General features: G+C 71.2%; 16 protein-coding genes and 1 tRNA gene. 10 read left to right on the forward strand and 7 right to left on the reverse strand.

Translation table 11 applies throughout. The annotated features are described in order from the left end of the window. Positions 1-99: 99 nt before the first annotated feature. The 3 genes from FB465_RS21085 to FB465_RS21095 form a co-directional block, all read right to left on the reverse strand. Positions 100-597 carry a MarR family winged helix-turn-helix transcriptional regulator gene (locus FB465_RS21085; RefSeq protein ID WP_145792798.1) on the reverse strand — a complete coding sequence of 166 codons (498 nt, stop codon included), beginning with the start codon at positions 595-597 and terminating at the stop codon, positions 100-102. Positions 598-670: 73 nt separating this feature from the next. Then, positions 671-1273: a TetR/AcrR family transcriptional regulator gene (locus FB465_RS21090; protein WP_246193262.1), complete on the reverse strand. Its 603-nt coding sequence runs from the start codon at positions 1271-1273 to the stop codon at positions 671-673. Between the two features lie 152 nt (positions 1274-1425). Next, positions 1426-2388, reverse strand: a complete 963-nt coding sequence (locus tag FB465_RS21095; protein ID WP_145792801.1) for an acyl-CoA desaturase — start codon at positions 2386-2388, stop codon at positions 1426-1428. Between the two features lie 184 nt (positions 2389-2572). On the opposite strand from FB465_RS21095, the gene FB465_RS21100 reads away from it, so the two are divergent. From FB465_RS21100 to FB465_RS21130, 7 genes are all read left to right on the forward strand, one after another. Then, positions 2573-2643: transfer RNA gene (locus tag FB465_RS21100), tRNA-Gln, on the forward strand. A 155-nt stretch (positions 2644-2798) separates the two neighbouring features. Then, the gene (gene glmU / locus FB465_RS21105) at positions 2799-4253 is read left to right on the forward strand and encodes a bifunctional UDP-N-acetylglucosamine diphosphorylase/glucosamine-1-phosphate N-acetyltransferase GlmU (RefSeq protein ID WP_145792803.1); all 1455 of its coding nucleotides are present in this window, start codon (positions 2799-2801) and stop codon (positions 4251-4253) included. A 209-nt stretch (positions 4254-4462) separates the two neighbouring features. Then, positions 4463-5440, forward strand: a complete 978-nt coding sequence (locus tag FB465_RS21110) for a ribose-phosphate diphosphokinase (RefSeq protein WP_145792805.1) — start codon at positions 4463-4465, stop codon at positions 5438-5440. Positions 5441-5665: 225 nt separating this feature from the next. After that, on the forward strand, positions 5666-6262 hold the full coding sequence (locus FB465_RS21115; RefSeq protein WP_145792807.1) for a 50S ribosomal protein L25/general stress protein Ctc: 597 nt from the start codon (positions 5666-5668) through the stop codon (positions 6260-6262). Positions 6263-6365: 103 nt separating this feature from the next. Next, complete coding sequence (gene pth, locus FB465_RS21120) at positions 6366-6947, forward strand: aminoacyl-tRNA hydrolase (protein ID WP_145792809.1); 582 nt, start codon at positions 6366-6368, stop codon at positions 6945-6947. Positions 6948-7118: 171 nt separating this feature from the next. After that, complete coding sequence (locus FB465_RS21125) at positions 7119-7376, forward strand: hypothetical protein (RefSeq protein WP_145792811.1); 258 nt, start codon at positions 7119-7121, stop codon at positions 7374-7376. Next, on the forward strand, positions 7334-7702 hold the full coding sequence (locus tag FB465_RS21130) for a hypothetical protein (protein WP_145792813.1): 369 nt from the start codon (positions 7334-7336) through the stop codon (positions 7700-7702). Before FB465_RS21125 ends, FB465_RS21130 begins: the two co-directional genes overlap by 43 nt. A gap of 65 nt (positions 7703-7767) precedes the next feature. On the opposite strand, the gene ppc is transcribed toward FB465_RS21130, so the two are convergent. Further along, on the reverse strand, positions 7768-10563 hold the full coding sequence (gene ppc / locus FB465_RS21135) for a phosphoenolpyruvate carboxylase (RefSeq protein ID WP_211785828.1): 2796 nt from the start codon (positions 10561-10563) through the stop codon (positions 7768-7770). A gap of 381 nt (positions 10564-10944) precedes the next feature. Between ppc and FB465_RS21140 the strand changes: the two genes are divergently transcribed. After that, positions 10945-12213, forward strand: coding sequence for a sensor histidine kinase (locus FB465_RS21140; protein ID WP_145792815.1), 1269 nt, complete (start codon positions 10945-10947; stop codon positions 12211-12213). Here FB465_RS21140 and FB465_RS21145 read toward each other — a convergent pair. The 3 genes from FB465_RS21145 to FB465_RS21155 form a co-directional block, all read right to left on the reverse strand. Beyond that, complete coding sequence (locus FB465_RS21145; RefSeq protein WP_145792817.1) at positions 12178-13266, reverse strand: acyltransferase family protein; 1089 nt, start codon at positions 13264-13266, stop codon at positions 12178-12180. The two genes, FB465_RS21140 and FB465_RS21145, sit on opposite strands and share 36 nt — an antisense overlap. Before the next feature lie 98 nt (positions 13267-13364). Next, entirely contained in the window at positions 13365-13880 is a 516-nt protein-coding gene (locus FB465_RS21150) for an SUKH-3 domain-containing protein (protein ID WP_145792819.1), read from the reverse strand. A 37-nt stretch (positions 13881-13917) separates the two neighbouring features. Next, positions 13918-14382: a YwqJ-related putative deaminase gene (locus tag FB465_RS21155; protein WP_246192759.1), complete on the reverse strand. Its 465-nt coding sequence runs from the start codon at positions 14380-14382 to the stop codon at positions 13918-13920. 364 nt (positions 14383-14746) lie between these two features. On the opposite strand from FB465_RS21155, the gene FB465_RS21160 reads away from it, so the two are divergent. Next, on the forward strand, positions 14747-15892 hold the full coding sequence (locus tag FB465_RS21160) for a Gfo/Idh/MocA family protein (RefSeq protein ID WP_246192760.1): 1146 nt from the start codon (positions 14747-14749) through the stop codon (positions 15890-15892). Next, a complete protein-coding gene (locus FB465_RS21165) occupies positions 15889-16869 on the forward strand; it encodes an NAD-dependent epimerase/dehydratase family protein (protein ID WP_145792823.1) in 981 nt (326 codons plus the stop codon). Before FB465_RS21160 ends, FB465_RS21165 begins: the two co-directional genes overlap by 4 nt. Positions 16870-16968: the final 99 nt, after the last annotated feature.

Here is a 16968-nt window from a genome sequence, read left to right on the forward strand (position 1 = left end):
CTACCGCTGCGCGCAGTTCTCCCCCAGCCTTCGGCCGGGAGGTGCCCCCACGCGCCTCTGGACAGTGCAACTGGCTGCGCTGCCTACTGGCGGATGCCCTCAGCCCGGGATGTTGTCGAACGGAGCCACCAGCTGCCGCAGCAGCCCTGCCAGCTCGCCCTGTTGGCCCGCGGAGAGCTCGGCGAGCAGGGCACGCTCGTGCGCGAGCAGCCCGGCGAGCGCCTGGTCCGCGCGGTCGCGCCCGTCATCGGTGAGCCGGACGAGTACGCCTCGGCGGTCGTCCGGGTCGGGCAGGCGCTTGACCAGGCCCTTGCCGGTGAGACGGTCGATCCGGTTGGTCATGGTGCCGGAGGTCACCAGGGTCTGGGTGAGCAGCTGGCCGGGGGAGAGCTGATAGGGGGAACCGGCCCGGCGAAGGGCCGTCAGCACGTCGAACTCCCAGGGCTCCAGACCGTGCTCGGCGAAGGCGGTACGGCGGGCGCGGTCCAGGTGCCGGGCGAGCCGGCTGACCCGGCTGAGCACCTCGAGCGGTTCCACGTCGAGGTCCGGGCGCTCACGGCGCCATGCTGCGACCAGGCGGTCGACCTCGTCCTCCATGTGGATCAGTGTATCGGGGGATGTGTCGATATGAAGCCTCTTGACGTCAAGACTTCCCCCGGCGCAGCTGGCACTACTGCTTGCGCTCGCCCACGAGCGTCGGATGCCGCTCCATGCCCTCCAGGCCGTGCCAGGCCAGATTGACCAGGTGCGCGGCCACGTCCGCCTTGCTGGGCTTGCGCACCTCCAGCCACCACTGCCCGGTCAGCGCGACCATGCCCACCAGCATCTGCGAGTACATCGGGGCGAGCCGGGAGTCGAAACCGCGGGCCTTGAACTCCAGCCCCAGGATGTCCTCGACCTGTACCGCGATGTCGCTGATCAGCGAGGCGAACGAGCCGGTCGACTGGGCCACCGGGGAGTCCCGGACGAGGATCTTGAAGCCGTCCGTGGAGGTGTCGATGTAGTCCATCAGCGCGAACGCGGCCTGCTCCAGCAGCTCCCGCGAGTGCCCGCCGGTCAGCGCCCCGGTCACCATGTCGAGCAGCAGCTGCATCTCGCGGTCGACCACCACCGCGTACAGCCCCTCCTTGCCCCCGAAGTGCTCGTACACCACCGGCTTGGACACGCCCGCCCGCTCGGCGATCTCCTCGACCGAGGTGCCGTCGTACCCGCGCTCCGCGAAGACCGTGCGCCCGATGTCGAGCAGCTGCTCGCGCCGCTGCTTGCCGGTCATCCGGACCCGGCCGCCCTTGGCAGGCCTGCCGGGCGCAGCGGAGCGCGTACGGGGGCCTGCCCCGCCCGCGGCCCCCGCTCGCGAGGTCTGATGGCCGCCTGCGCTGTCTCCGTTGCTCCCGTTCACCCTTACATCATGCTGCAGTGACCGCCTCATGCGGCGCGGCGGGCGGCGATCCGCTCCGCGTCCGGCCAGCGGACGTCCTTCGCCCACCCCGCCAGCTCGAACCAGCGGATCAGCCGGGCCGAGGAGTCGACCTGTCCGCGCAGCACCCCGTGCCGGGCCGAGGTCGGGTCCGCGTGGTGCAGGTTGTGCCAGGACTCACCGCAGGACAGCACCGCCAGCCACCACACGTTGCCCGACCTGTCGCGCGACTTGAACGGCCGCTCGCCGATCGCGTGGCAGATCGAGTTGATCGACCAGGTGACGTGGTGCAGCAGTGCGACCCGCACCAGCGAGCCCCAGAAGAAGGCGGTCAGTGCGCCGTGCCAGGACATCGACAGCAGGCCGCCGACCAGCGGCGGGATCAGCATCGAGATCAGCGTCCAGAGCCAGAACAGGCGGGAGATCCGCCTTATGGCCGGGTCCTTCACCAGGTCGGGGGCGTACTTCAGCTGCGGGGTCTGTTCCTCGTCGAAGAGCCAGCCCATGTGCGCCCACCACAGGCCCTTCATGAGCGCGGGCACGCTCTCGCCGTAGCGCCACGGCGAGTGCGGGTCGCCGTCCTTGTCGCTGAAGCGGTGGTGCTTGCGGTGGTCGGCCACCCAGCGCACCAGCGGGCCCTCGATGGCCAGGCTGCCGGCGATCGCCAGGCTGAGCGTGAGGGCGCGGTTGGCCTTGAAGGAGCCGTGCGTGAAGTACCGGTGGAAGCCGATGGTGATCCCGTGGCAGGCGAGGAAGTACATCACCGTCGCGATCGACAGATCCACCCACCCGAGCCCCCAGCCCCAGGCCACCGGCACCGCGGCCAGCAGCGCCAGGAACGGCACCCCGATGAACAAGCCGAGCGTGACCCGCTCGGCGAGACCCTGCTTCTCGCCACCTCTGGTGGCGGACATCCGGGAGAGATCGACCTCGGCGGCCCCGGGGCGCGCTTCGCTGGCCTGCATGGTCATGGGGGCGTCCTTGAGGGGAGGAGCAGTACCTACGTATCCGTAACTTACGGCATCGTAGGTACTGCGGCCCCCGATGGGAAGACGTGTCGCACGGGCGGCCCGGAATGGTGGTGGATGCGGGGGGCCCGCACCCCGTAGGCTATGGACCGCGTTGCCGGTCGGCGGGCGGCGCGGAGAACGTCCGTCCCGGATCGTCTAAGGGCAGGACAGCTGGTTTTGGTCCAGCTTATGGGGGTTCGAATCCTCCTCCGGGAGCACGATGAGCAGCCCCCGGCCCGGCTAGAGCGGGCCGGGGGCTGACTGCTGGACCGGCCTCGCCGCACTATCCTCGGAGCTGCCCGGGCCCGGATGTGCGACTGCGGACCGGGCCGACCCTCCCCTCCCTGTGCGACGACCGAGGAGCCTCCCGCGTGAGTGCCAACAACCCCGCTGCCGTGATCGTGCTCGCCGCTGGTGGCGGGACTCGGATGAAGTCCAAGAGCCTGCCGAAGGTGCTGCACTCGATCTGCGGGCGGTCGTTGGTGGGGCACGCGGTGGCCGCGGCGCAGGAGCTGACGCCGCAGCAGCTGGTCGTGGTGGTCGGACACATGCGCGAGAAGGTGCAGGCGCACCTGGCGGAGCTGTACCCCGGGGTGCGCACCGCCGTGCAGGTGGAGCAGAACGGTACGGGCCACGCGGTGCGTACGGCGCTGGAGGCGCTGGCGGCCGACGGGGTGGAGCTGGACGGCACGGTGGTGGTCACCACCGGTGACGCGCCGCTGCTGACCGGGGCGACGCTGGCCTCGCTGGTCGGGGAGCACGCGGCGCAGGGCAACGGCGTGACGGTGCTCACGGCGGTCGTCCCGGACGCCTTCGGGTACGGGCGGATCCTGCGCGACGAGTTCGACGGCGCGGTCGCCGCGATCGTCGAGGAGAAGGACGCGACCGACGCGCAGCGGGCCATCGCCGAGATCAACTCGGGGGTCTTCGCCTTCGACGCCGAGCTGCTGGCCGAGGCGCTGGGCCGGCTCGATACGGACAACGTGCAGGGCGAGGAGTACCTCACCGACACCCTGGAGATCCTGCGGACGGCCGGCCACCGGGTCGGCGCCGTGGTCGCGGGTGACTTCCGCGACATCCTGGGCATCAACGACCGGGTGCAGCTGGCCGAGGCGCGGCGGACGCTGAACGCCCGGCTGGTCGAGCGGGCGATGCGCGAGGGCGTGACGGTGGTGGACCCGGCGTCGACCTGGTTCGACGTGCAGGTGACGTACGAGCCGGACGCGGTGGTGCTGCCGGGCACCCAGCTGCAGGGCGCCACCCACCTGGGCGAAGGCTCCGAGGTCGGTCCGAACTGCACCCTGACCGACACCACGGTCGGCGCGGGCGCCCATGTGAGCAACACCACGGCGATCGGCGCGGAGATCGGCGAGCTGGCCTCGGTGGGCCCGTACGCGTACCTGCGTCCGGGGACGAGGCTGGCCCGCAAGGCGAAGGCCGGGACGTACGTGGAGATCAAGAACTCGGAGATCGGCGAGGGCTCCAAGGTCCCGCACCTGTCCTACATCGGGGACACCACGATCGGCGAGGGCAGCAACATCGGTGCGGCGTCCGTCACGGTGAACTACGACGGGGTGAACAAGCACCGGACGGTCATCGGGTCCTTCTGCCGCACGGGTTCGGACAACATGTTCATCGCACCGGTGACGGTCGGGGACGGCGCCTACACGGCGGCCGGTTCGGTGATCACCAACGACGTGCCGGCCGGTTCGCTGGGGGTGGCGCGGGCGCAGCAGCGCAACATCGCGGGCTGGGTGGAGCGCAAGCGGCCGGGTACGGACTCCGCGCGCGTGGCGGCCGAGGCTGCCGGGCCCAAGGAGGCCTGAACGGCCCAGGGGGGATCTTGAGGAGTGGTCCCGGGGCGGACGCTTCCGGCTCGGGCGCGTAACCTGGTGTACATACGTGCGCCATTGGGCTTAAGGCCCGTGCCTGGGCGTACTCCCAATCCCCCGTTGACCACCGGCCCGAGCAGCTCGGCTGCTCTGGGTGCGGCGCGGCGGGTTCATGTGCGTCAGCAACACGAGGAGACGGTGCAGTGAGCGGGATCACGACGTCGGGTGAGAAGAAGCTGAAGCTCTTCTCCGGCCGTGCCCACCCGGAGCTGGCGAAGGAGGTGGCCGCGGCACTGGGCACCGAGCTGGTTCCGACCAAGGCCCTGGACTTCGCCAACGGCGAGATCTACGTCCGCTTCCTGGAGTCCGCGCGTGGCGCGGACTGCTTTGTGATGCAGAGCCACACGGCTCCCATCAACCAGTGGATCATGGAACAGCTGATCATGATCGATGCTCTGAAGCGGGCCTCGGCCAAGAGCATCACCGCGATCCTGCCGTTCTACGGGTACGCCCGGCAGGACAAGAAGCACCTGGGCCGCGAGCCGATCTCGGCCCGTCTGGTCGCCGACCTGCTGGCTCAGGCCGGTGCCGACCGGATCATGGCCGTGGACCTGCACACCGCGCAGATCCAGGGCTTCTTCTCCGGCCCGGTGGACCACCTGTTCGCGCTGCCGCTGCTCTGCGACTACGTGGGTGAGAAGGTCGACCGCTCCAAGCTGACCATCGTCTCGCCGGACGCCGGCCGGGTGAAGGTCGCCGACCAGTGGTGCGACCGGCTCGGCGCCCCGCTGGCGATCATCCACAAGCGCCGCGACATGAGCCAGGCCAACACCATCCTGTCGGCCGAGGTCGTCGGTGACGTCAAGGACCGGGTCTGCGTCCTGGTCGACGACATGATCGACACCGCCGGTACGATCTGCGCCGCCGCCGACGCGCTGTTCGAGAACGGCGCCGCCGACGTGATCGTGGCCGCGACCCACGGCGTGCTCTCCGGCCCGGCCGCGGACCGCCTGAAGAACTCCCGGGTCAGCGAGTTCGTCTTCACCAACACCCTGCCGACCCCGGCCGAGCTGCAGCTCGACAAGGTCACCACCCTCTCCATCGCCCCGTCGATCGCCGCGGCGATCCGCGAGGTCTTCGAGGAGGGCTCGGTCACCAGCCTCTTCGAGGGCGTGCACTGATCCTCGTACGCGGAGATCGGCCCCCGGTGCTGCGTTCGGCACCGGGGGCCGATTTCTTGGTTGACGACGGCTGCGGTTAGACTCGTGAGACTGCTCGGCGAGGGATGCCATCTGCGCTCCGTTATCGACGCGCTGGATCTATATCCGCCGAGCTGCCCCAAGTACTTGAGGGTGTGGTTTCGGCGGTTTTTTCGCTTCTGCACCCGTTTCCTCCAGGAGTGCAGCATGTCCGAGATCCGCCTTGCCGCCGAGACCCGCACCGAGTTCGGCAAGGGTGCCGCCCGTCGCGCCCGCCGTGCCGGCTTCGTCCCCGGTGTCGTCTACGGCCACGGCCACGCCCCGGTTCACCTGAACCTGCCCGGCCACGACCTGATGATGGCCCTGAAGACCCCGAACGCCCTGCTGGTCGTGCCGATCGAGGGCAAGGACGAGTTCGTGCTGCCGAAGGCCGTGCAGCGTGAGGCCATCAAGCGCACCATCGAGCACGTCGACCTGCTGCTGGTGAAGCGCGGCGAGAAGGTCACCGTCGAGATCCCGGTCAACGTCGAGGGCGAGCTGGCCCCCGGTGGCAACCTGGTCGAGCACGTGCTGAACACCCTCCCGGTCGAGGCCGAGGCCACCCACCTGCCCGAGTCCGTCACCGTCTCGGTCGAGGGCCTGGAGGCCGGCGCCTCCATCCACGCCAAGGACATCACCCTGCCGAAGGGCACCACCCTGGCCGTCGACGGCGACGCCGTCGTGCTGCAGATCATCGGCGCCCAGGCCTCGCAGGCCGACGCCGACGCCGAGGCCGCCGAGGCCGAGGCCGGCGCCGAGGCCTGAGCCTCACGCTCTGCTTGACCACTGCCCCGACCGCTCCGCGATGGAGAGGCCGGGGCAGCGGTGTGTCCGGGATGATGGCGTCGTCGGAAGTGAGGAGCGCTCGATGAGCGACGAGGAGTACACAGGCCCCTGGCTGGTCGTCGGCCTGGGCAATCCGGGTGAGGGCTACGCCCGCAACCGGCACAACATCGGCTTCATGGTGGTCGATCTGCTGGCGCAGCGCATCGGCGCCAAGTTCAAGGCGCACAAGAGCCGCGCCCAGGTGGCCGAGGGGCGGATCGGCGGGCAGCGGGTGGTGCTGGCCAAGCCGATGTCCTTCATGAACCTCTCCGGCGGCCCGACCACCGCCCTGCGCGACTTCTACAAGGCACCCACCTCGGCGATCGTGGCGGTCCACGACGAGCTGGACATCGACTACGCGACGCTGCGGCTCAAGCTCGGCGGCGGCGACAACGGCCACAACGGCCTGAAGTCGATCACCAAGTCGCTGGGCCCGGGGTACCACCGGGTGCGCTGCGGGGTCGGCCGCCCGCCGGGCCGGATGGAGGTGGCGGACTTCGTGCTCAAGGACTTCTCCTCGACGGAGCGCAAGGAGCTCGACTGGTTCGTCGACCGTGCGGCCGACGCGGTCGAGGCGTTGCTGACGGAGGGTCTGGAGAGAGCACAGAGCACGTACAACTCCTGACTCACCGTCAGCCTCTCGAATGCCCTTGCGCAACGGTCGTACAACGCTTGGCCGGTGGCGCCGAAACGGTATGGGAACGACCCGACTTCTCCGATACGGTCTGACCGTACTCATAGGGTTGAGGGGTTGGATCTGGGGGTAGGGGCCGTGGTTCGGTCACATCGCGTCCTGGTGGGGCGTGCTGTCGGTGGCGCAGCGTTGGTCGTCGCCGTCACCGCACTGGGTGCACCGGCGGCGCAGGCCGCCGATTCGACGGCGGGCCCGGTGAGCTCGCCCGAGCCGGCCGCCGCTCAGCTGACTCCGCCCGTCACGGGCAGGATCGACGACTCGGCGGGCCTGTACGCCGTCGGCGGCGGGCTGGTGGTGGTCGCGGGCGGTGCGGCGATGTGGCTGCGGCGCAAGCGTACGGGCAAGGTGACGATTCACTGAGCGAGTTCTCGCAGAGTGGGGCTGACCGGCAACGGTCGGCCCCACTTTTTTACTTCGACGCCGAGCTGACCAGGCGGCTGAAGAAGCCCGGTGTCACGCTTGTCTTCATCGACGCCAAGTTCACGCGGAAGCAGCTTCAGCCGGCGGTGGAGCAGATCAAGGCAGACACGTACTGGAACTCGAAGGGCGTGGCGATCCCCGACGTCTATGTGCTGCCGGACGGGAGTGGGCTTCTCCTCCGGAGCCCCTGGGCCGACAAGGTGCGCCAGGAGGTCATGGAACGCTACAAGCCGTACGTCGCCAAGGTGCTGACCCAGGACCAGTAGGTCGGAGCCGCTCGAGCATGTCGGGCCCGCACCTTCGAGGAGGTGCGGGCCCGATGTGCTTGGTGTCAGCCGGTGTTGCGCAGGCCCGCCGCGATGCCGTTGACGGTCAGGAGGAGGGCGCGGGCCCGCAGCGGGTCCTCGGGGCGGCCGCGGTCGGCCTCGTCGCGCTGGCGGCGGAGCAGGGCGACCTGGAGGTAGGAGATCGGGTCGAGGTAGGCGTCGCGGACGGTGAAGGTCTGCTTCAGCACCTCGTTGTGCTCCAGGAGTTCGCTCTCACCGGTGAGGCGGAGCACCTCCTTCAGGGTGAGGTCGTGCTCGGCCACGATCTGGTCGAAGATGTGGTGCAGCTCGGCCGGGACGAGCTGCTCGACGTAGTGGCGGGCGATGCGCAGATCGGTCTTGGCCAGCGTCATGGCGACGTTGGACAGGAAGTTCTGGAAGAAGTGCCACTGGCCGTGCATCTCGTCCAGCACGTCGCCGAGACCCGCCTCGCGGGCGGCGGCCAAGCCGGAGCCGACGCCGTACCAGCCCGGGACGATCTGGCGGGACTGCGTCCAGCCGAAGACCCACGGGATGGCCCGCAGGCCGTCCAGGCCCGCACCGGAGTCCGGGCGGCGGGACGGGCGGGAGCCCAGGTGCAGCGAGGCGAGCTGGTCGACGGGGGTCGCGGCGAAGAAGTACTTCGGCAGGTCCTCCTGCTCGACCAGGGCCCGGTACGCGGTGTGCGCGGCCTCGGAGACCTGGTCCATCGCGGCGTCCCAGCGGGCCAGCTCCTCGGGGGCCTGGCGCGGGGCGGTGTGCAGGGCGGACGCGGCGAGGGTGGCGGAGAGGGTCAGCTCCAGGTTCTCCCGGGCCAGCGAGGGCAGCAGGTACTTGTCCGAGATCACCTCGCCCTGCTCGGTCACCTTGATCTCGCCCTCCAGGGTGCCCCAGGGCTGGGCGAGGATCGCCTCGTGCGAGGGGCCGCCGCCGCGGCCGACGGTGCCGCCGCGGCCGTGGAAGAGCCGCAGCCGGATGCCGTAGCGGTGGGCCACGTCGCGCAGGCGGCGCTGGGCGCGGTGGATCTCCCACTGGGAGGTGGTGATGCCGCCGAACTTGGAGGAGTCCGAGTACCCGAGCATGACCTCCTGGACGTCCCCGCGCAGGGAGACCAGCAGGCGGTAGGAGGGGTCGGAGAGCATCTCGTCGAGGATGCGGTCGGCCTGCTGCAGCTCGTCGGTGGTCTCCAGGAGCGGCACGATGCCGATCTTGGCGATCCCGGCGTGCAGGTCGATCAGCCCTGCCTCGCGGGCCAGCACGGTGGCGGCGAAGACGTCGTCGGCGCCCTGGCACATCGAGATGATGTAGCTCTCGACGATCTCGTCGCCGAAGCGGTCGAAGCCCTCGCGGATGGTGTTGAACACGCCGAGGGTCTTGGTCCCGGCCGCGTCCAGGGGCGCCGGGGTGGGCGCGAGCGGACGGCGGGAGCGGAGCTCCTTGGCGAGCAGCTTCTGGCGGTATTCGCGCGGCATGTCCGCGTAGCGCCAGGCCTCCTCGCCGAGGCGGTCGAAGAGCTGGCCGAGCGCGTGGTGGTGGGCCTCGGCGTGCTCGCGGACGTCCATCGTCGCGAGCTGCAGGCCGAAGGCCTCGACGGTGCGGATGGCGCGGGCCAGTCGGCCGTCGGCGATCAGCCCGCCGCGGTGGCTGCGGAGCGAGTCCTGAATGAGCTTCAGGTCGGCGACCAGCTCGCGGGTGCCGAGGTAGTCGCGGCCGGGGAGGTGCGGGGTGCCCGCGGCCAGGCGCTCGCGGGTGTTCTCCAGCTTGAGGCGGACGCAGGTGGCCTTGAGGCGGTACGGCTCCTCGGCGTTCATCCGCTTGTAGCGCGGGCTGAGCTCGGGGAGCAGCTTGAGGTCGGCGTCCAGGGACTCGAGCAGCTCGGGGGAGGCGCCGGCGAGGCGGACCGAGGTGGAGAGCGAGTTGCGCAGGTCGTCGACGGCGGCCAGGGCGTCCTTGATGCCGTACTCGTGCTGCAGGTTGAGGACGTCCCAGGTGACCTGCGGGGTGACGTTCGGGTTGCCGTCGCGGTCGCCGCCGATCCAGGTGCCGAAGGTCAGCGGGCGGACGCCCTCGGGGAGGGTGAGGCCGACCCGGGAGAGCTCCTCGTGCAGCTCCTCCAGCACCTCGGGGACGGCCTCGCGGTAGAGCTCGTCCAGGTAGTAGACGGCGTTGCGGGCCTCGTCGGTGGGCTCGGGGCGGGCGATGCGGAGCTCGTCCGTCTGCCAGAGCAGGTCGATGACCTCGGCGAGGCGGCGGTCCGCCTGGCGCTTGGCGGAGGAGTGGCGCACCGGGTCGGACGTGGAGAGGCCGGAGGCGACGTGCTCACGGTGAATGCGTTCGAGCAGCTCGCCGATCCGGCGGAGCTTGTTGAGGACGCTGCGGCGGGCGGCCTCGGTCGGGTGCGCGGTGAAGACCGGCCGGACGGCCAGGTGGGCCAGGGTGTCCGCGAGGTGCTTCGGGTCGGCGTCCGAGAGCTGGTCGGCGGTCTGGGCGAGCAGCGAGCCCTCGCGGGCCCGGCGGGTGGCGAACTCGCGGCCTCGGTGCACCTGCTCGGTGACGTTCGCCAGGTGGAAGTAGGTGGAGAAGGCCCGGACCAGCTTGGCGGCTGTGTCCAGGTCGATCTCGGCGAGCAGCTGCGCGGTCGCCTCGCCATCCGTACGGCTGAGCAGGCGGACCTGCTCGACCAGGCCCAGCAGCTCGGGGCCCTCCTGGCGTACCAGGGTTTCGCCGAGCAGATCGCCGAGGCGCCGGATGTCCGCGCGCAGAGCGGCGTTGTCGGCGATCGGGTTGGGGCTGTCCGCCGGGGTGGGGACCGGAGCGGTCACGGCTGGCTCCCTCTGGTGGTGGGGTTCGGCAACGGCTCTCGGACCGCGCTGTCCGACGCGACCAGCATAGGTGTCACGGGGTGCCCGGTCCGAGACGTGGCCGGATGCCGGACACGCCGGCGGCGAGCATCCGCTGATGGGCACCTCCAGGGGCGCGGGGAACTGCGCGAATCGGAAGACTCCACGCGGCACCTGTTCAGCGGGAGCCAGTTGCACCTTGCTCGGTGCGCCCGGCTGACCGTGGTGCCCTCCCGTTTCGCGCAGTTCCCCGCGCCCCTGAAGGCGTGCCCGCCTGCGTCCTGAAGGCGTGCCCGTCTGCGCGCCGAAGGCGGTGCCTGCCTGTGCCGTAAAAGCGTTGGCCGCGTGCGTAGGCTGTTCCTCATGAGCAAGTCGCCTGAGGGGGGCGGGCCGGCCCGGCCACTGTGGTGGTGGGAGCGGCGCCGCAGCGCGTTGCTGGACATCGGCCTGGCCGCACTGGCCGGCCTGGAGTGCGCCGTGGGCGCGTACACGATGGTGGGGAGCCGGCTGCACTGGGGCTTCCCGGCCGCGGTGACGGCGGCGGTGCTGGGCGCGCTGGCGGGGGCCACGCTGGTGGTGCGGCGGCGTTGGCCGGCCGTGCCGGTGGTCGTGGCGCTGGTCTTCGTACCGGGGCTGTTCGGCGTGGTGCTGCTGGTGGTGTCGCTGTACAGCCTGGCGGCGACCTGGGAGTGGCCGTCGCGGCGACGGCGGGTGGTGGGGCTGTCGGCGCTGGCCTTCGTCGAGTCGTTGGGCATGGTCCTCTTCTCCTTCCTGAACACCGAGGCGCAGCCGGGCGAGACGCTGCCGCCGACCTGGCTGTTCGTCCTGCTGGCGGTGCTGGTCGCGGTCGGCCTCACGGTGCCGCCGGTGGTCACGGGCCTGTACGTGGGCGCCCGCCGCCGCCTGGTCGAGTCGCTCAAGGACCGGGCGCACGGTCTGGAGACCGAGCTGGACCTGCTGGCCGAGCAGGCCCAGGAGCGGGCCAGGCGGGCCCGGCTGGAGGAGCGGACCAGGATCGCCCGGGAGATGCACGACGTCGTGGCGCACCGGGTGAGCCTGATGGTGGTGCATGCCGGGGCGCTGGAGCGGATCGTCGCCAAGGACCCGGAGAAGGCGCAGCAGAGCGCCAAGCTGATGGGTGAGGTGGGCCGCCAGGCGCTGAACGAGCTGCGCGAGATCCTCGGGGTGCTGCGGATGTCCGAGACCGTGGACGGGCACCTGGACAGCCTGGCCGAGCTGCCCCGGCTGGTGGAGCAGTCCGAGGCGGCGGGGATGCGGGTGACCCTGACGGTCAGCGGCACCCGCAGGCCGTTCAGCACCGAGGCCGAGCAGACCGCGTACCGGGTGGTCCAGGAGGGCCTGACCAACGCGCACAAGCACGCGGGTGGCGCGCAGGTCGCCGTCCTGCTGGCATACGTGCCGAACGGGGTGCGCGTCGCCGTGGTCAACGACTGCTCCGGCGGCGGGGAGAAGGTCGTGCTGCCCAGTGGTGGCAACGGCCTGGTCGGGATGGAGGAGCGGGTGCTGGCCCTGGGCGGTACCTTCGCGGCGGGTCCGGACGAGGGCGGGGGCTTCCGGGTCGAGGCGGTGCTGCCGTCACGCCTCGCGGTGCAGGCCGAGCGGCTTTCCTGACCGCTCGCTCCGCAGCAGCCAGTCGAGCCGGGGCTGCACCAGCGGCGTGAGCACCCGCACGACCGGCGGCAGGCTCAGCACCACGGCCAGGGTCAGGGCGAAGGCGCCGAGCAGCGGCAGCGCGGTGTACGCGTGGTGCAGTTTGCGGGCGTGGTAGATACCCGATGCCTGGACCAGCTTGAGCGGCAGCCCGTGCAGCAGGTACACGTACAGCGAGGCGGCGCCGAGTGCGGTGTAGCGGGTGCGGCGGGCCGGCAGCAGCGCCAGGAAGGACGCGGACGCGACCAGCGAGAGCAGACCGAAGGCCGCTCTGACGCCCAGCCAGACCGGGTAGCCGACGTGCAGCTGCTCGGCGCTCTGGGTGTACTCGACCCAGGCCGGGTTGAGCAGCTTGGGTGCGGCCAGCCAGATCGCGGCGAAGGCGGCCAGCAGGCCGAGCGGCGCGATCCGGCGGACCGTCCGGTGGTGCAGCGCGGTGAAGTGGTGCGGGCGCAGGACCAGGCCGAGGACGAACCAGGGCAGGAAACTGAGGGTCCGTCCGAGTGCCAGCTCCGCCGGATAGGCGTGCACCGCACCCGAGCCGGCGGCGATCAGGACCGCGACCGGCAGCGGGTGGCGCAGGGCCGTCCAGATCGGGACGGTGAGCCGCCAGACGAGCAGCGAGAGCAGGAACCAGGTGAGCCAGCGCGGCTCCAGCAGCCGGATCGGCTGGACGCGCTGCTCCAGGGCCATGCCGACCAGGTTGTAGAGCACCTGGAAGATCAGGTACGGCACGGCGATCTGGCCGATCAGCCGGGCGCCGTCGACCTGCGGGCGGCCCGGTCTCGGCTGGGCGAAGTAGCCGCACAGGGTGACGAACACCGGCATCGCGAAGGCCGCGATGGTCAGCACGGTGGCCGCGACGGTGCGGTTGACCTCCAGCAGCGGCATCCAGGTGTGGGCGCAGACCACCAGGGCGACAGCGGCGAACTTGGCGTTGTCGAACAGTGGTTGGCGTTCGGACCGGACCTGGGTGACGGACGGTGCCGGCGCTGCGGCCGTCTGGACGCTCATCGCGAATCCCCCCACTTGTCCCCTCGAAAGCTCCACATTCAGGTGGGGCTCAGTGTGGCGTCAACGAGGGTGGCCCGGCAGGGGATTGGACAAAACAGTCACGCGGTACTCGTCCGCAGCCGCTCGGGCGGCACGCCCAGCACCAGGGTGGCCACCGCCTTGTCGATGGAGCCGCCGAGGTACCACTCGCCGGTGTGGTCCAGGCTGAACACCCGGCCCTCCTCGTCGATCGCGAGCAGCGCCTGACCGTACAACTCCTCGCCCAGCGGGGCGATCCGGCTGCCCAGGGCGCGGCCGAGGTCGGCCAGCGTACGCGGCTGGTGCAGCCCGCAGCGCGGGTCGAGCAGGAACGGCGTACGAGCCATCCCGCGACCGGCGCCGGCCAGGTCGAAGGAGAGCCCGCCGAACTCGGCCCATGCCTCGATGGCGGCCGGGAACACCGAGTGCCCGACGCCCTGGGCGTCGCCGTGGGCGACCAGGACGTCCGCCCACTCCTCGGCCTGGCGGATCTGCCAGCGACCGGGATGCCAGCCGGCCTGCTTGAGGGCGGCGGCGACCTCGGCCGGGAAGCGGGGCTGGGTGCGGACGGCGGACGGGTTCAGGGCGTGCTCCAGAGGCTGGGGGACAGGACGGCGGGCGCTCGGCGGCGGCTCAGCGCGCCGACGGCCCGACGGCGACGCTCGCGACGTTCAGGTGGTCGAGCAGCGGAGCGCAGGACCGGCACGGCGGCGCATGGGTGCCGTGGGCCGGGTCGCCCTCCTCGCGGATCCGGACGGTGGTCAGCCGGGAGCCCTTGAGCGCCTTGCGGGCGTCCTGCAGGCTCAGCGGCTTGCGCGCGGCGCGCTTGGACCGGCCGGTGTCCACCGTGGCCAGGTACTGCGAGAGCAGTACCGCCTCCGGGCAGCGGCCGAGGAAGCGCTCGCGGTGCTCGGCCGGCAGCTCGGCCAGGAACTCGCCGACCAGCGGGTGCAGCGCGGGCAGCGCGTCCGACTTGTCGCCGGCCAGCGTGTGCACCTCGCCGTTCTTGAGCGAGAGCGCGGCCGCGACGGCGGGCAGCAGGCTGTCCCGGTGGTGGCGCAGCAGCGGCGTCGCGCCGGGCTGTTCCGAAGGGTCCACTGCTGCTCCTCACTCTCTGTTGGCCGGCGGTTCTCGGCTGCCGGGATTCTGCTGACGGTCGGTGACAACACACGGTAGGGGGCAAGCCTGCCAAACGTCGCCGACACACGCAGCGCCGGGGTGTACGGACGGTGTGCGCGCGCCCCCCGGTTGGGCACAAGTCGTGCAATCGGTTTCCGGATTCGGGCCCCGGCCGGTGGTGGCGGCCGGTAGCGTTCCAGCAGCGAGGCCAGGGGAGTTGAACTGCGGGGGGCGGTTCCGCCCTGGCTCGACAGGCAGTCGGGGCAGCCGGGGCGAGGAGGCCTCGGCGCCGAGCAAGGGGGGTCTTGCGATGACGTATGCACCCAGTGACGGATCCGGTGACGTGGCTCACGAAGCACCGGGCGAACACGTACCGACGCCGGGAGCGCCGGAGCCACGGCCCGCCGAGCGGATCGGACTGGCGGTGGTCGGCGCCGGGTACTGGGGGCCGAACCTGGTCCGCAACGCCCAGCAGACGGCCGGGCTGCGGCTGCACTGGCTCTGCGACCTGGACGAGGCGAAGTCCCGCCGGGTGCTCGGCGAGTACAGCACCGTCCGGTCGACCACCTCCTTCGAGGAGGTGCTGGCCGACGAGCGGGTACGGGCCGTGGCGATCGCCACTCCCGCCGCCGCCCACTACAAGCTGGTGCGGGCCGCGCTGGAGGCCGGAAAGCACGTCCTGGTCGAGAAGCCGATCACCACCTCGGCCGAGGACGCCGCCGAGCTGGTCGAGCTGGCCGAGGCCAACGACCTGGTGCTGATGTGCGACCACACCTTCTGCTACACGCCGGTGGTCCGCCGGATCCGCGAGCTGGTGCACGGCGGGGAGATCGGCGACATCCAGTTCTTCGACTCCGTCCGGATCAACCTCGGCCTGGTCCAGCCGGACGTGGACGTGCTCTGGGACCTCGCCCCGCACGACCTCTCCATCCTCGACTTCGTCCTGCCGCCCGGCGTGGAGCCGGTCGGCGTGAGCGCCCAGGGCGCCGACCCGATCGGCGCCGGCCGCGCCTGCGTGGCGTACCTCACGGTGCGCCTCAGCAACGGCGCGCTGGCCCACTGCCACGTGAACTGGCTCTCCCCGACCAAGGTCAGGACCACCCTGATCGGCGGCTCCCGCCGCACCCTGGTCTGGGACGACCTCAACCCGCAGGCCCGCCTCGCCGTCCACGACCGGGGCGTCGACCTCACCCCGCCCGACGAGCTGACCGACGCGATCCGCCACCAGGCGCTGATCTCGTACCGGGTCGGCGAGATGGTCGCCCCGGCGCTGGTCGAGCAGGAGGCGCTGCGCAACGTGATGGCCGAGTTCGCCGCCGCCATCACCGAGGGGCGCGCGCCGCTCACCGACGGGCGCTCCGGACTGCGGGTGCTGCGCCTGCTGCACGCGGCCTCCCGCAGCCTCGAACTCGGCGGCGCCACCGTGCCGGTGGACACCGATTCGGACATGGAACTGATCACCGCTCAGGAGAGGGCCTCCGCCCGATGAACGCTGTCGCCATTGAGGGCTCCCGCTGCCTGGTCACGGGCGGAGCCGGCACCATCGGCTCCACCGTGGTCGACCGGCTGATCGAGGGCGGGGCCCGCGAGGTCGTCGTCCTGGACAACTTCGTCCGAGGCCGGACGGAGAACCTCGCCCACGCCCAGGAGATCGCCGAGCCCGGCCAACTCCGGGTGGTGGACGGCGACATCCGCGACCGTACGCTACTGCGCGAGCTGCTGGACCCGGGCACCGACCTGCTCTTCCACCTCGCCGCGATCCGGATCACCCAGTGCGCCACCGAACCCCGGCTGGCCCTGGAGATCATGGTGGACGGCACCTTCGACGTGGTCGAGGCAGCGGTCGAGAAGGGCGTGAAGAAGGTCATCGCCTCCTCCACCGCCTCGGTCTACGGCCTCGCCGACACCTTCCCGACCCCCGAGACCCAGCACCCCTACAACAACGACACCCTCTACGGCGCCGCCAAGGTCTTCAACGAGGGCCTGCTGCGCAGCTTCCACGCGATGTACGGGCTGGACTACGTCGCCCTGCGCTACTTCAACGTGTACGGGCCCCGGATGGACGTGCACGGCCGGTACACCGAGGTCTTCATCCGCTGGATGGAGCGGATCGCCGCCGGGCAGCCACCGCTGATCTTCGGCGACGGCGCGCAGACCATGGACTTCGTCCACACCGAGGACATCGCCCGCGCCAACCTTCTGGCCGCCACGGCGCCCGTCACCGACCGGGTCTACAACATCGCCAGCAGCACCGAGGTCTCGCTGCGGGGGCTCGCGGACGCCCTGCTGCAGGCGATGGACCGGGCGGACCTGGACGTCGAGCACGGCCCCGCCCGGGGCACGGCGGGCGGCGTGGTCCGGCGCCTCGCCGACATCTCGGCGGCCGAACGCGACCTCGGCTGGAAGCCCGAGCTCGGCCTCGACGAGGGCCTGCGCCAGCTGGTCGCCTGGTGGCGCGAGCAGTAGGTCAGCCAATCACGTTCGGCCAACCTGCGGGGGCGCGGGGAACTGCGCGCGCAACCGTGCACCAACGTCGTGCCCTGGTGGCGCAGTTCCCCGCGCCCC

The sequence above is a fragment of the Kitasatospora atroaurantiaca genome (assembly GCF_007828955.1).
In the GTDB taxonomy this organism is placed as follows: domain Bacteria; phylum Actinomycetota; class Actinomycetes; order Streptomycetales; family Streptomycetaceae; genus Kitasatospora; species Kitasatospora atroaurantiaca.

Excerpts from the sequence above, each read along its gene's own strand:
- FB465_RS21095 (WP_145792801.1), bottom strand. The coding sequence starts at position 2,388 with ATGACCATGCAGGCCAGCGAAGCGCGCCCCGGGGCCGCCGAGGTCGAT.
- FB465_RS21145 (WP_145792817.1), bottom strand. The coding sequence starts at position 13,266 with ATGAGCGTCCAGACGGCCGCAGCGCCGGCACCGTCCGTCACCCAGGTC.
- FB465_RS21115 (WP_145792807.1), top strand. The coding sequence starts at position 5,666 with ATGTCCGAGATCCGCCTTGCCGCCGAGACCCGCACCGAGTTCGGCAAG.
- FB465_RS21140 (WP_145792815.1), top strand. The coding sequence starts at position 10,945 with ATGAGCAAGTCGCCTGAGGGGGGCGGGCCGGCCCGGCCACTGTGGTGG.
- FB465_RS21165 (WP_145792823.1), top strand. The coding sequence starts at position 15,889 with ATGAACGCTGTCGCCATTGAGGGCTCCCGCTGCCTGGTCACGGGCGGA.
- pth (WP_145792809.1), top strand. The coding sequence starts at position 6,366 with ATGAGCGACGAGGAGTACACAGGCCCCTGGCTGGTCGTCGGCCTGGGC.
- FB465_RS21085 (WP_145792798.1), bottom strand. The coding sequence starts at position 597 with ATGGAGGACGAGGTCGACCGCCTGGTCGCAGCATGGCGCCGTGAGCGC.
- FB465_RS21090 (WP_246193262.1), bottom strand. The coding sequence starts at position 1,273 with ATGACCGGCAAGCAGCGGCGCGAGCAGCTGCTCGACATCGGGCGCACG.